Consider the following 14,712-nt stretch of genomic DNA (forward strand, 5'->3'; position numbering starts at 1 on the left):
TGTATGTTTTTCACAAGTTTTTTGTTTGAGTTAAAATATCGACTACGCTCCGTAGCCACATGGGGTTGTTTAATAGCCATGATTGCCATGGGCTACCGAGAAATGTTAGGCGGTGAGTGGGATGCACTGATGCAAAGTGGCAGGGTTGCACGCAACTCGCCATATGCAATCTACTACTTGTTTATGTACTACACATTTTGGGCTGCCACGGTGGGTAGCGCACTGGTAGTCCCAACATTACTCAGGGATCTTAATTCTAAAACTGCAGACTATTTATATAGTTTTAATATCAATAGCAAACACTATTTTATCGGTAAATATTTAGCGAGTTTAGCTATCGTGCTGTTAGTAATGAGCTCAGTTGTCATCGCTATGGTGACTTTACCCCTGATCTCAAGCCTCTTTGGACTCTACCCAGATAGTGATTTTATCGCAACTTCATGGCCCCATATTTTACACGCTATACTGCTTTGGGTACTCCCAGCTTGCATAGTTTATACCGCTATTCCGTTTGCGCTCACAGCACTTACTGGACGCGCTACACCAGCTTATGCAGCGATGATGATAGCCGTTGGCTCGTTCGTCATTATCACCGCTTTGTTTGGTGACGGCGCACCACAAGCTACTTGGCTACAAATTGTTGACCCGCTAGGTAAGGTTACAGTTGAAGGGCAAATTTTCTACTGGACAGCACAGCAAAGAATGACCCAGTTTTTAAGTTTAGATGGAGCGTTACTCTACAATCGTTTGCTCTACTTAACGCTCGCATTGTCTTTGCTGGCATTTGCATGGTGGCGCTTCGATTTAATGCAATTTAGAACCAGTAACAGCAAAAAAGCCTCAGCAAGGCCCGTTGCAAAAGTGCAACAACATACGCACAGTTCAAGCAAACTAAATATGAACCCATTAACCTTGATAACCAACGAAGACACAGTCTATTGGCTTAAATTCAGCGTCTATTCCGGTTACCTTCAGGCTCGCCAGATCATTACTAATAAGGCGTTTTACCTATCAATGTTGACGCTTTCGTTAATGCTGATCATCGCCGGTTTAAGCTACCGTTTACCAGGCATGGAGGGCAGCGCAGCTATTTTGCCAAGAACGCACACGCTGCTTCCTGTATTGATTTATCCCAGTTTGATTTTTACCATGCTTGCCGCCGCTTTTTTTATAGTTGATCAGTGCCACAAAGACCACCAGCTAAATACCGCACAGCTGGTTGCTGTGTGCCCAACGCCAGATTGGCAACCCCCTCTAAGCCATATAATCTGCGCTACTCTTGTTGCAGTCGTATTAATGTTAGTGCCTATTTCAGGCTTATTGGGTACACAATTAATACAAGGTTATCTTGACCCCGATTGGCAAAGTTTATTGCATTTGAGCATGCTTGTTTTGCTGCCATTAATGCTCGCTTATGTGTTTATAGCCATCATTAGTTACGGGCTATTGCAGTCTAAAATTGCCGCACAGATATGTGCCGTGGTGCTCTGTATTTCTCCCGCGATATTCAATGAAACTCATGCGATAGAGAACTTTATGTATTTATGGGCATGGCCATCTATTGCTCAGCTTTCCGAAATTGCATCTACAGAGCAATTTATCATCAGAGATCTCAACCTTATGCTCTACTGGCTCAGTTTTTATTGTGTGTTGCTTGTATTGAGCAGTTGGCTGTGGACACGAGGTATGATTGCGTCTTTTAAGGAAAGATTCGCCGCTTTGCCAAAAAAGATTAAACCGCGATCGCTGGCAATTATGCTGTTGTCAGGGACAATTTTTGGCTACCAAGCCAACTCAATTCATCAAGAGATGATCGTTAACGGTCAATTTGAAACACAAGCCGATGGTTATGCTGTGCAAGCCGACTATGAAAAGCAATACCGGCAATTCGATACACAACCACAGCCTAAAATTCGCCACGCTGAAATTGCCATATCGCTTTACCCAAATCAGCGCGCTATAAAATACATGGCCAACTTAACATTGGTTAATTCACACCAGAATGCAATCGAGCAGTTGCTGCTCAACACCAATCACTACACCGCTGTTGATGAAATCTTACTTTCTGGTCAAGCGCTTTCACAGATCGCTTTAGACAAAGCGCATCATGCCTCGGTTTGGGGCTTGAATACACCTCTCACTCATGAGCAACAAAGTCAGCTCAGTTTTGCGGCTTCAGTCAAATATCAGGGCTATAGTAATCATGCAACTGATTACATTGGCAAAGTGACAAAAAATGCCAGCTATATTGATGCAAGTTTTTGGCCCTCCATTGGGTTCGAGAAAAACAACATCATCAAAGACAACGCGCTACGAGAGAAGTTTAAACTCGATCCGCTGGCACCAGACTTTTTCAGTCAGTCACAAACACTAGACTTGTATCAACACGATGATGCAGATCTGCTCACCTATAAACTAAAAATTGACGCCCCGAGCAATCAAATAGTTGTGGCGCCGGGGGAGCTGCTGAAACAGCAAACACAAGGACAGCGCCACAGCTATGAATTTCAAACAATGACAGCGAGTCATTGGGATCCTGTCATTGTGAGCGCCGGATACAAAATTCACCAGTCTACATGGACAAGCGCAAAAACCGGCAAAGAAATTTCCATAGAACTGTTTTATCTTAACACCGATGAAGTAATCCTAAGTTCCATGATACAACGAGCAAAACATGCACTTGAACAAGGCGAAGCAACATTTGGAGCCTACCCATACAACAGCTTAAAAATAGCAGCGTTACCTCAGGGTATGGGAGAACAAACGGTTAGCGCAAATTTGGTGCTTATCCCCGAAATGTCCGCTTGGCAACACAATTATCATGATCCATCCAGTTCCGATTGGTTAGAATACACCGTACACGATGCAGTTGCTCAGGTTTGGTGGCAGAATATCGCAATCGCAAACACCGCAGGTTATCCCATACTGTCTGAGGGAGTGCCAACTTGGTTTGCGCTGACCAAATCAAGATTGAGTAGCGAAGCAACACAACAACTATTGGCTAACATTAAAAATGACTACTTATTAGCACGTACTAAAGAGTCCGGTGTGGAGAAAAACGCCTTAGCATTGACGCACCAACCATACGCTAAAAGTAAATCGCAGCTTGTTGTTTATGAAGTGTCACAGCTCATTGATAATGAGCAATTTAGCAATGTGATCAATGATACCCTAGCGCATTATCGAGTACAGAGTGCTTCACAGCCCATATCGGCACAACAGTTGTACCTGAAGCTGTTGCAAGCCGTAAATCAGCCTAAACATGAAAAACAACTAAATATATTATTTCACCAAATGACGCTGCGTGACGCAAACGTGCAAAATCTACCTCTGTAAACCCCCATTACAAACGATTAGGGCTGCCACATAAGCGCCCTAATTACTACCAGCCTTGCTCTCTACCTTTAAAAAAAACCGCACAGAGGGGTAATGGCCGCTTTCGGGTAGTGGCTCTCCTTGCATATTCAGACAATAACGAACAATAAAAACAGGGCCGACCAAATGGTCAACGCTGACAAGAAGTAAGCCTAAAAACACATTTCTAGCGCAGCATAACTCAATGCCCAACTACTCTACTATTCGTTGTTACTAGGAGCTAATTTACTATGTTTCGTTATAAGCTGACGTCTGCGGCCAACCCTCTCTTCTCCACCTCTAAACTCAACTATTATATTTCACGTACCTTGTTAGCAATGAGTCTAGGTGTTTCCTCTTCAGCAGTATTTGCAGATGATCAAGCCAAACATATCGACTTGGAACGAATCGAAGTCACTTCTGAAAAGCGTACCGTGAATATTATGGAAGTTGCTTCTAGCGTAACTGCTATTTTTGGACAAGAACTTGCCGACTCTGAAGCCTATTCCATCACAGATCTTGGACAAGCGATCCCGAGCGTTCACGTTTATAGCTGGGGTGGCCGAAGAGACAGCAATGTATTTATTCGTGGCATAGGCCCGGGTTTATTCACCGAACCCACCATAGGTTTTTACGTCGATGGCGTGAATTATAGTAGCAATAGTATTTTTGATTTGGACCTTGTGGATATAGAGCGTGTTGAGGTCCTAAGGGGCCCTCAAGGCACACTATACGGGGGTAATTCTCTGGCTGGTGTTATTAATATCATCACCAAACAACCAGACGAAATGCCGGAGTTCAAAGGCACCTTTTCTGCAGATAACTTTGGCTCAAAGCGAGTTAGATTAGGTGTAAATACCCCCTTAACTGCAGATAATCTATTTCTCGGCTTATCAGCTTCGGCATACAACACCGATGGACATCTTGAAAATACCTACTTAGACAAGGACTTTGGTGCTCGCGACGATCTGAGTGCGAGAGCTAAACTTAGATGGGTCGCGTCAGACAATCTTGAAGCCAATTTTGTAGTAGATTATGAACGTTTTCGTGGAGACTCGTATGCGATGGGGCAACTTGAGCGTATCAAAGCCAATCCAGATCACATAGAACATGACTTTGAAGGAGTTGACGATCGCGACGCACTTGGGGCTTCGGTTACACTGGATTATAGCGGTGATAATGTAAACTTCATCTCGATCACAAGTTGGCGTGACTGGGATAACCTGAACACCGCGGATCAAGATACAGGCAATGACGCAGGATATCAGTTCCATAGTCACTCTCAGGAAGATTTTGATCAGCTCTCTCATGAAATGCGTTGGAGCTCTAAAAATACTGAAGACTACCACTGGCTAGTCGGGTTTTATGGCTACCAATCAGATACCCAGAATACGACAAGAAATGATTTAAACTTCTCCTCTATGTACCCAGGTAGTGGACCCATGGTTGATCGTTCGATTATCGGGAAAGATGACCAAGCTTGGGCGGTATTTGGTCAGGTTGATTACGCAATCACTCAGGATATTACCGTCATTGCAGGTTTACGCTACCATAAAGAGCAGCGAGAAGCTGATATTAATATCGATTCTCAATCCACTGGAGTTACCTCGCAATACGGTGGCAAGGAAGAATTCAGCGAAGTTCTACCCAAACTAGCCCTCTCTTATCAAACGAACAATAATGACCTTGTTTATGCGTCTTGGAGTAAAGGTTACCGAGCGGGAGGATTTGACACATTATATCCCAACTTAAGCAAGCCTAGCTTTGAGCCTGAATACAGTAATAACTATGAAATTGCCTATAAAGCACTAGCGCTAGAAAACCAACTGAGCTTTTCAATCACTGCATTTTACGTTTCTTTAGACGACCAACAAGTGCAACAGATGTTAGAAAACACCACCATTATCACAGATAACGCTGGCGAAAGTACCAGTCGGGGTATTGAGTTTGAGTCGCGCTACCAGCCTCACCCGGATTGGACCATTGGCTTCTCAAGTAGTTATGTTGACGCCACTTATAGTGAGTATGAAAGTGTGAACTTTGCAACTGGTGCAATAGAAGACTATTCCGATAATCGTTTACCAAATACACCTAAGATCAGCGCCAACCTGTCCATTAGCAATCGTACAGAACTCAACAGCGACTTCATCTTATTCACGCAGTTAGAAAACATTTATATGGGTGATCACTACTTTGATGCAGGTAACCAAATGAAGCAATCAGCATATCACCTTTTAAATGCCAAAATAGGCCTTGAAAGCGAAAACTGGTACGCGCACCTATGGGTGAAGAATGCGCTCGATGAATATTACTCAAAAGTTGCATTTAACTTTGGTTTCGGTGTTACGGCAGAAGCAGGAAACCCGAGAACCATAGGCCTCACCATAGGTACTAATTTCTAAACCAATAACGAGTGGAAAGTGGCGCACGCATCAAGCGCCACTATGACATTGTATAAATAATATCAATGCGTTGATACGCTTATTAAGGGAGTTACCATGCAAGCTCAATCCGTGTTATTGCTCGGTGGTACAGGTCAAGTAGGCTTAAAAGCAGCCGAGTATTTACTTGAGCATACACAAGCCGCACTTACGTTTGCTTCACGTAGAAAAGCCTCATTGCCCAGTGCAATTTTGCAACATCAGGACCGAATAAATACTGTACAACTAGATGTCCAAAACACCGACGATTTAAAAGCCCAGTTAAAGAATACAGATCTGGTCGTCGCCTGTGTTGGCCCCTCGGGCATTATCGGCGATCAAATAGTATTGACCTGTAAAGAGTTAGGCGTACCAATTATTGATGCCGGTGGCTACGATCCAGTTTACGCATCCCTACACGAGCATGAAAAGCAGTATAGTAGTAAAGTACCGCTCATCATCAACGTCGGTTTGCTACCGGGCTTATCTGGCGTATTCCCTGCCTATCTTATTCAACAATGTAGTTGTGGAGCGGACATCAAATCCTTAGAAGTGCAATACGTTGGCCGAGACGCTTGGAGCTACAATTCGGCATGGGACATCATAAATGGGTTGGGAGACTTTGGTCACGAGCGTGGTTTTTGCTACTTGGAAAACCAGCAAGTTAAACGTGAAAAGTTCTCAAAGGCTGGTACTAAAGCACACTTTCCCGCTCCTATAGGCACCGCATCTACTATGTTGATTTACGCAGAAGAAATAGTGCAACTCGCCAACGAACATGACATACAAACAGCTAAAGTCTACGGTGCTAATCTCGGGCCCCGCGCTATGTTTGTTTGCATGATTGCCAAGATATTCAAGATGTACAAAAATCATAAAACTATCGCTCGTGCGGCGCGGTGGTTATGTAAGGCCTCAGCTAAAGATATGCGTAAGCTTGACCCAATTTACGCCGTCGATGCCCAAATTAAATGTGCTGACAACCGCGTACACCATGGCCAAATCATTCTAGAAGATACCTATCAGGCTACAGGCTTTATCATCGGTATAGCGGCTAAGCAATTATTAAACAATCAAATCACCAAAACAGGTCCAATGATGCTACATGAAGCTGTTGATGCCAATAATTTTATAAAAGATCTCGAACAAGCAGGTGTCGTTGCAGGGCTTATTCTTTCTAAATCAGACAACAACACCAAGCAGGAGGCTGCATGAGTAAAAATATCATCGTCTTGGGAGGTACTGGTGAGTCGGGCAGGCGCATTATCAACTTGCTCAGTGAACGACTCTCAGATTTAAAAATAAGCTGTGCGGCAAGGAGAACACCAAAAGCAGGTATATTGCCAAAGCATATTAACTTTGTTCCTTTTGATATAAATGACAAAGCCAAAAGCATTGAAACACTCAAAAAGTTTGACTTAGCAGTGATTGCGTTAGGCCCAATGGATAAGTTTGCCCTACAGGCGCATCAACTGTGCTTGAACGCGAATATAGATGCCCTCGACATTAATGACAGCCTACAGGCTGCAGATCAAATACACGCACTGAATACTGAGGCCCAATCAAAACAATGTTTGCTGCTCACAGGTATGGGCTTCTCCCCTGGTATTTCAACATTACTATTAACTGAGCTTGCGCATAAAAAAGCATCTGCAACCGGCCATTATCAATGCCGTTTGTATATGGGCGCAGCCTATGGTGGTGGCGAGACCAGTCCACAAGCGATTTTAGCAAGCTTCACCAATACCTTAACCTGCTGGCGAGAAGGAACTCGCAAGCAAATTGACACTCCTTGGCAAGACGCACAACACCAGTTTGCTTTTCCTGCATTGAAAAAGCCAGCTGACCTTATTCCATTTGCAACACCCGAAGTCGCAGGACTTAGTTGTGAGTATGTTGCTGAAGACCTTGACATAAAGCACCTAGATAGTCGTTATCATATCCAACACCTGACGCTTGGATTTGCAAAGTTTATGAGTAAATATCGCTTAGGCGAGCGTAAAAATACATTTTTCTCCAAGATGTTTTTTAACAATGGGCAAAAGCTCAAAACCAAAAAAGAGTCAGATCCCGATACTTGTTTATGGGTTTACCCAGACAATAACCCGCAATCAGGACTAATGTTACATGGGGTTATTTCTTCTTATGAACTTACCGCCAAGATGGCATGTGTTGTAGTTGAGTGTTGGCTGAACAATGTGTTTTTTGACAGCTATGGTGTCAAAGCCGTAGAGCATTTGTCTTATAAAACGCGCCAAAAGCTACTGCAAACATTGGCTTTATATGGTGTCACGGCAAAACCAGCAAACACTCAGAACACACATAGAGCAGATCAAGAGTTTGGCTGGGTAGACAGCGTATCATCAGACATTAATAGTCTCAGAAACTTGGGGCTAAATTGGTACACAGTAACAAAGCAACACCCAAAAATGGCAAAAAGGCAACAAGAATATCTTTATAAATCAGAGATATGGCGAGAACTAAAAGGGGCCACTAATAGGTATAGCTTCACAAAGTTTGTAATTACTACGCTGTTAGCATGGCGTCGAGATAATAAAAGTTTACAGCACTGGCGCGATAGGCACCAAGGAGAATATACCGAAATTTGGAGATCCATCACTAAAGACATGAGTATGTTTAGCTCAGGTTATGGCAACGCGAGGAAGCTACTAGGGCAGGATAAAGCCTACCGATTATATCGTGACATGTTTCTAGAGACAGGCAAAATGGAAATGCGCTGGCTATGGCCTAATCCCGAATCCTTTAATATGTTTGAAAACAAAGAAGATGTGATTTTAGAGTACTGGCTCACTTGGCTTAGAAACTACGCCAAACTTGGCCTATTTACACTAAGCGAATCAAAGGTTGATGCCTCAACAATTTGCATTTCTATCACCGACTGTGCGTATGCAGCTATGTTTAAAGAGCTCGGTTGTCCTGAGCTTGCTGACATGGTTAGAGAGATGGAGCAAGAAGCACTAACCTTTTTAGCCAGTCAGAGTAATTTGAACATAACTTGGAACTTTAAAGGTGAGGGTGTTGTTGACATCACTTTGAATAAAGCGCTAACGCTTCAGGCCGTGGGCTAGCAGAAAAAGACGACGAAGAAAGATTTATGTGTTGCGGGCTAGGCCCGCAGGGCATACTCTCAAAAGTGATTAACCACAAACAATACTAGGAGCTAGGTTCAGTCTCGCCTCTTTAGGCAGCACCCCAAATTGTTTTCTAAAAGCTACGCTAAAATGGCTCACATTGCTATAACCCAGCGAAATGGCTGTTTCAGTTACGTTATTGTCTTTTAATAGGTTCATTGCTTTGTGCATTCTTTCTTCTTGAAAACAGCCATAAACTGTATTGTTAAACAGCACCTTGAAGCCTTTTTTTAACTTACACTGGTTCAATCCAACCACCTTAGCGACATCTGAAATGGTAGGTGGGCAACTAAGATCGGATAATAGAAAATCTCTTGCTGCCATAAGCTGCTTTTTCTCTCGAAGCGGGAGTTGGCTACCAGTATCAACTGATTTCAGTGCAGTAAGATGCCAATATAAATAGTCTAATGTAGCGGAATGTAGCAGCAGAGGGTTGGCTTCTTGATCTTTTATCAGCTTATGAATACGATTCGCACATGTGCTGACTTTTCTACTGGGGCCACTTTGCTTCACAAAGAACGACATACTTTTCCCAAGATCTACGCCGCTGAGCTCTTCACCAGCAAGCTCATTAAGCACTTCGGGCTTTATCATGATCTCTAGGTTACTAAAATCATTACTATGATAAGCACAGAAATTCTCCCCACCCGAAAAACCAATATTGAAGTCTCCGCACTCACATTGTAACAGCGTATTACCAACCGTCGCTTCAAACTTTCCCGCAAGAACATTATTGATGTGGATGTATTGATCATCGCCAGGAAATATGTGTTTAGTATCTGCAGCACCCATATCTTGCGCTGAAGATATGCTCACAGAAAGACCGGGCATCAACTGCACAAAATTCTGCCCAACCACGTTGTCGATCTGTTGCTGTTTATTCGCTGTACTTATCCCAATGTCACTACACACAGTCATTTTTTAACCCCCTTCCAATCCCCGTATCACTCTGGCATCTGTAGCTATACTTCCTTTAGACACAACTTCAACATGCCTATAAAGAATATAAGCTTTACCATACCAACCAAGCGAGCATGGTTTTCGCCTGTATTGCGCATGTTTTATTCAGTTGTATCTGGCTATGCATTTCACTACTCATTATTAGCCGCTTCAGAAAAGCTAAGTGTTCAATTCAAGTGAAATATAGAATGCGTTCAAAAGTTGCTTTTAAATTTTGTTAGTAATGATCCGGTTAACCTCAGTCAGTACCGCGCTATTTATCTTGCAGATACTCCACATAAACCTGGCAGGTTAATTACAATTTCACGGACAAACCCACTCTAAACCCTCAACATCCTAACAATTAATAAATTGAGGGTAATAAAAACAAATTCTGAGTAATGTTCCCCAAGAAGTTAACACTAATAAAAATCATTCTCAATAAAAAATTCTAAAAACTACAATTTTCGACCTGATATTTACACCAGGCATAGCTTCGCTCTGGCGTTCAGTCACAGTCTCGGGAACTCATCTGAGGTATTGCAAACTTCGATGTTTGTCCATAATAGGCGGCTATAAATGAGTTCGTTATCCACAGCAGGAGCTATTCAGACTGAAATGCTCAGCACATCTGTCCAATAAGCGATAATTTGGCAGCCGATCTTGATAAATAAGTAGCATATCCAAGTCAAAGTGGGATGCTGCGCAGTATTTTTCACAGGTACTACTCTAGTATTCGAGCGACACCATCGCCTTGATAATAGTGCTAGTGACACCAAGGTACCTGTCAGTTATCATTCTTAACAATATTCAATTTACCTAAATAAGCTAAAAGCCAGACACGCCTAAAATTATGCGAACTTTTAATATCTCAATATGAATTTTTGGCCATTTACCACGACGTTTCTATAAATCATAAAAGATTAAAATCAGTGCGATTTTAACAATAATTAGCAAGAAAAATAATGATCTTAGAACTCGTATACAAATGTAAAATGGTGACTTTTTTCGATACTTTTGTGATCATAAACTTCGTTGCCTATAACGCAATACAAAATCAAATCTTACTTGACCATTGATAATAATAAAAAGGTATTAAAAAATGACTATAAAGTCTTTATGCTTGAGCACGACCATCTTGCTTAGCACCATCACGTTAGCAAAAGAACCCCCCATGGATATGCAGACATTACTGGGAGAATACATTTCTTGGGCTCAACAAATTGAGTCGCAAGGTAGAGAGGTAGGTATACCGCTTGACGCCAATGGCATTGCATTGGCAAAAGAAATCGGGATTAAGCACCCAGAAAAAGTTCGCATCATTTATCTTGATACTGTTCCATTTCCTATTGAAAACAAAGCACTAAAGGCAATGGGTGAGTCTCTGGGCTTTATTGGCGAAGGAATAGTAAACAACGCTCAGGTATTCGGGTACTCAATTTACGTTCGCCATGGATTTGAGTTAAATAGGCCAAAACTTGCGCACGAACTGGTTCACGTCCTGCAAATCGAACGCGCTAATTTTGCAGATGTACTTCGCCAACACATCTCGGATATGCAAAAGTACGGATACGAAAATGCACCACTCGAAGCAGAAGCATTCAAGGCTAATATTAAGTACGCGATTCAAGAGTAAACAATTCCCTAAATTAGCAAAAGGCGTCACGCAGAAAGCTGTATTCGCCTTTTATAATATTCCCTACTCTATACCTCTTACTTTATAATTTATTACAAGGTACAATTTTTCTCCATTACCATTGCGACTTACAAGGAAAGTTTATGCCATTATTAGAACAAAGGTCTCTCCATCATATTGATCAGCGTCTAGCTGGCGTTGAGATGCAGTTAAAAGAGGCCTATTACAATTTAGACAAAACAAATTCTGGCTTTGATACAGAACTCGACAACAAGGAGAAGTCGTTTAAACGCTATAAATGGTGGGCGATTGGTATTGCAATCCCCTTACTATTTCTTGCGCCTTTTCTCCTAATCTCAATAATTCCTATCTACTTTTTGTTAAAACGCTCTCTTAAGTCTTTCACTAAGGGGGTGTTAACTAGAGCTTATATGGTGGCGCCAATTGCTTCGGCGCTTAACTTAGAATATTCAGTCGGTGGTAATTTACTTATCTGCGAGGAAGCTATCAGTGCAGGTATATTAACCAAAGGAGGACGAGCTGTAGCTGAGGATGGATTTAACGGCAAAGTAAATGGCATTCATTTTTACTTTACTGAAGTGCATGTACGCACGCTTCATCAGAACAATGACAGTAAACGTTTGTTTAATGGTGCAGTTATAAAATTGAGTATGCCTGAACCTGTAGATACTCCAATCGTGGTATTACAAGATGCGGGACTTTGGAACATGCTGATAAGTCGACGTCAATCTCTAAAAGGATTACAGCGAGTTAAATTTGAAAAAGAAGACTTTGAAAAAGAGTATCAAGTCTATGCTAAAGACGAAGAAACTTGCCGCGAAGTACTCACGCCAGAATATATGGCGAAATTGTCGCAAGTCAAAACGTTCTTCTCATCTGGTAACCTACCAAAAGGGTTAAAAATCCCCGAAGTAAAAGCCCAAATGTTTATAGAGGGTAGCGATATACTGATCTCTCTTGACTATGGAGCCAACTTATTCAGCCCAAAAAAATTGGCAAAGGAATACGATCCCAGCTGGGCTGAAGATATCGCCAAGCAATTTTTACTGATTGAAAACTTGGCAAAAAGTCTAGTGCGCTAACACCGAGCTAGTGTTTGTGGTTAAAAAGACGACATCCTAACGACAAATACAGCTAAAGCCATCGAAAATTGAGCATGGATATAGCTGTATTTAATACTGGTAATGATAACCGCTGTGTAGCAACATTCACAATGAAAGTTGAGAACTAATTAGTCATTGTTTTACATTACTTTACACACGGTTTCCCCCTCTTTGCTGATACACTGCTTTCTGTTAAAAATAATAATGTGAAGCGCTAATACCAGTTGTATTAAGTAAATGATCTATCTTGAAGCGGGGAAATCGCTTAGTAGCACCGCTCTCGCGTCCTGCTACCGCTAAGGTACCTATATCCATATAGGCAAGGCAAAAATTTTGCTATTTAGTTGTTCTAAATGAGAAATTTTTAACGAAGCTAATATGCTATTTCACCCTTCAAATTGATTAGAGAATTAATTCAATTGGTATAATACCAGCAACTTTAAGCAGGTTTATCAAGCGCTTAAGGAGAACAGGATGAATATGATAAAACCCGCCACCCCCTTACTTTTTGCAGCCGCCATGCTCACCAATCATGCCCATGCTAACGAAGCCTTTCCTAGGCTAAAAGGACCTTGGCTCGGCCAGACACCTCCGGGGTTAACCGCGCAGCTTTTTGCCCCCGATATCATCTCGATTAACGGTCGTTATGAATTCGGCGTGTCGTTCTCTCCCGACCTTACAGAGGTGTATTTTACCGCCTTCGAAGAGCAAGAAAATGTCGATTCAAGCCCACGGATCATGTATTCAAAAATAGAAAATGCACAGTGGACTCAACCTCAAGCCGCAAATTTTACTCGTGGAAGAATGAGTTATGAACTGGTCCCCCATGTAAGTTTGAACGGCAATCGGATTTACTTTACCGCGCGTTCAGATGACCCCAAAGCGTCCGGAATTTGGTACGTTACCCGTAGCAAAGATGGCTGGAGTGAGGCTAAAAGGTTCGATTCGGCAATAAATACGGGTAAGTTTTCAGACTTCAACCAAAGCGCGAATGGCGACACTGTTTTTTCCAATATGTCAGAACGCAAAATGTATACCGCAGAAAATAAAAACGGCGCGCTTACGACTCCCAAAGCCATTGATATTGAGTTTGGATTTCATGGTTTTATTTCGCCCGCTAACGATTACCTATTGGTTAATAGTCGTCACAGAGGCGATAAAAGTCGAAAAGATAACGACCTATATGTCTATTTTAAGGAGCAGGATGGCACTTGGTCTCGTCCTATAAATTTAGGTGAAGGGGTCAATACCCCTTATTCAGAAACCGTCCCAAGAATTACACCTGATGGTAAATATCTGTTTTTCGGCAGATATAATGAACCCGGTGATGTATCAAACATTTATTGGGTAAGCACTGAGGTCATTACCCGGCTAAAAGAAACTTATTTTGCAGGAAAGTCGACTAAGCAGATTTAGACCTTGCATGACCAACTAACATGGCTAAATTGCGATTAAAAATAGCAGCGAGAAAGACGTTAATTATCCTAAGATCAGGTGAACTAAATTCATATATCCGATCAACTCCTTATTAATGCCGGTTTTGAATCGAATAAACTTTATATTCACAGTTCAGGTGGGCGAATACAGGATACAAAGTTATCAACGGCTAAGCTCATTACCAATTAACCGAGCCCCTTAGTGATTTGGTTTGGCCACGTTTCGTCTTTTGATTCAAGCGCTTTTTTTGCGAGCTTTTTGTTGGTTTGGTTGCTCTGCGTGCTTTTTCAACTTTGGTGGCCGCTAGGATCAGTGTTTTTAGCCGCTCCAAGGCATCTTCTTTATTTTGCTCTTGGGTACGGAAGCTTTGTGCTTTGAGCACAATTACCCCCTCTTTTGTCACTCTTGAGTCTTTAAGTGCAAGCAGGCGTGTCTTGTAAAAATCGGGCAGTGTTGAGCGATTAATATCAAACCTAAGATGGATAGCGCTGGAGACTTTATTGACGTTTTGTCCACCCGCACCCTGCGCGCGAATTGCGGAAATATCGATTTCCCACTCAGCTAGTGTGACGTTATTTGAGATTTTAAGCATAATAATTTCAAGCCTCCAGCCACCATTTTAGCAAAGTAACTGAAGGCTTGAAATAGTA

The 14,712-nt window shown here is 42.1% G+C and carries 9 protein-coding genes; 7 read left to right on the forward strand and 2 right to left on the reverse strand.

From position 1 onward, the window contains the following. Positions 1-3: 3 nt before the first annotated feature. The 4 genes from DRB05_RS05985 to DRB05_RS06000 all read left to right on the forward strand — a co-directional run bounded on the left by DRB05_RS05985 (position 4) and on the right by DRB05_RS06000 (position 8,863). Positions 4-3,336 (forward strand): hypothetical protein, encoded by a 3,333-nt coding sequence (locus tag DRB05_RS05985; RefSeq protein ID WP_128726110.1) that lies wholly within the window; start codon positions 4-6, stop codon positions 3,334-3,336. A 269-nt stretch (positions 3,337-3,605) separates the two neighbouring features. Then, complete coding sequence (locus DRB05_RS05990) at positions 3,606-5,756, forward strand: TonB-dependent receptor (protein WP_128726111.1); 2,151 nt, start codon at positions 3,606-3,608, stop codon at positions 5,754-5,756. Positions 5,757-5,852: 96 nt separating this feature from the next. Further along, positions 5,853-6,989 carry an NAD(P)H-binding protein gene (locus DRB05_RS05995; RefSeq protein WP_128726112.1) on the forward strand — a complete coding sequence of 379 codons (1,137 nt, stop codon included), beginning with the start codon at positions 5,853-5,855 and terminating at the stop codon, positions 6,987-6,989. Further along, positions 6,986-8,863, forward strand: a complete 1,878-nt coding sequence (locus tag DRB05_RS06000; protein WP_128726113.1) for a saccharopine dehydrogenase — start codon at positions 6,986-6,988, stop codon at positions 8,861-8,863. The genes DRB05_RS05995 and DRB05_RS06000 overlap by 4 nt, the downstream gene beginning before the upstream one ends. Positions 8,864-8,932: 69 nt before the next feature. Here DRB05_RS06000 and DRB05_RS06005 read toward each other — a convergent pair whose 3' ends face one another. Continuing rightward, positions 8,933-9,844, reverse strand: a complete 912-nt coding sequence (locus tag DRB05_RS06005; RefSeq protein ID WP_128726114.1) for an AraC family transcriptional regulator — start codon at positions 9,842-9,844, stop codon at positions 8,933-8,935. A 1,123-nt stretch (positions 9,845-10,967) separates the two neighbouring features. On the opposite strand from DRB05_RS06005, the gene DRB05_RS06010 reads away from it, so the two are divergent. The 3 genes from DRB05_RS06010 (at position 10,968) to DRB05_RS06020 (ending at position 14,041) form a co-directional block, all read left to right on the forward strand. Beyond that, a complete protein-coding gene (locus DRB05_RS06010; RefSeq protein WP_128726115.1) occupies positions 10,968-11,501 on the forward strand; it encodes a hypothetical protein in 534 nt (177 codons plus the stop codon). Between the two features lie 143 nt (positions 11,502-11,644). Next, positions 11,645-12,604, forward strand: coding sequence for a DUF3137 domain-containing protein (locus DRB05_RS06015; RefSeq protein WP_128726116.1), 960 nt, complete (start codon positions 11,645-11,647; stop codon positions 12,602-12,604). A 495-nt stretch (positions 12,605-13,099) separates the two neighbouring features. Beyond that, positions 13,100-14,041, forward strand: a complete 942-nt coding sequence (locus tag DRB05_RS06020; RefSeq protein ID WP_128726117.1) for a PD40 domain-containing protein — start codon at positions 13,100-13,102, stop codon at positions 14,039-14,041. Between the two features lie 199 nt (positions 14,042-14,240). On the opposite strand, the gene arfB is transcribed toward DRB05_RS06020, so the two are convergent. Next, the gene (arfB, locus tag DRB05_RS06025; RefSeq protein ID WP_128726118.1) at positions 14,241-14,654 is read right to left on the reverse strand and encodes an alternative ribosome rescue aminoacyl-tRNA hydrolase ArfB; all 414 of its coding nucleotides are present in this window, start codon (positions 14,652-14,654) and stop codon (positions 14,241-14,243) included. Positions 14,655-14,712: the final 58 nt, after the last annotated feature.

Source organism: Pseudoalteromonas sp. A757 (assembly GCF_004103285.1).
Classification (GTDB): Bacteria; Pseudomonadota; Gammaproteobacteria; order Enterobacterales; family Alteromonadaceae; genus Pseudoalteromonas; species Pseudoalteromonas galatheae.

What these genes read in the sequence shown, in the direction of transcription:
- arfB (WP_128726118.1), bottom strand. Translation starts at nt 14,654, where the DNA reads ATGCTTAAAATCTCAAATAACGTCACACTAGCTGAGTGGGAAATCGAT.
- DRB05_RS05985 (WP_128726110.1), top strand. Translation starts at nt 4, where the DNA reads ATGTTTTTCACAAGTTTTTTGTTTGAGTTAAAATATCGACTACGCTCC.
- DRB05_RS06010 (WP_128726115.1), top strand. Translation starts at nt 10,968, where the DNA reads ATGACTATAAAGTCTTTATGCTTGAGCACGACCATCTTGCTTAGCACC.
- DRB05_RS05995 (WP_128726112.1), top strand. Translation starts at nt 5,853, where the DNA reads ATGCAAGCTCAATCCGTGTTATTGCTCGGTGGTACAGGTCAAGTAGGC.
- DRB05_RS06000 (WP_128726113.1), top strand. Translation starts at nt 6,986, where the DNA reads ATGAGTAAAAATATCATCGTCTTGGGAGGTACTGGTGAGTCGGGCAGG.
- DRB05_RS06020 (WP_128726117.1), top strand. Translation starts at nt 13,100, where the DNA reads ATGAATATGATAAAACCCGCCACCCCCTTACTTTTTGCAGCCGCCATG.
- DRB05_RS06015 (WP_128726116.1), top strand. Translation starts at nt 11,645, where the DNA reads ATGCCATTATTAGAACAAAGGTCTCTCCATCATATTGATCAGCGTCTA.
- DRB05_RS05990 (WP_128726111.1), top strand. Translation starts at nt 3,606, where the DNA reads ATGTTTCGTTATAAGCTGACGTCTGCGGCCAACCCTCTCTTCTCCACC.
- DRB05_RS06005 (WP_128726114.1), bottom strand. Translation starts at nt 9,844, where the DNA reads ATGACTGTGTGTAGTGACATTGGGATAAGTACAGCGAATAAACAGCAA.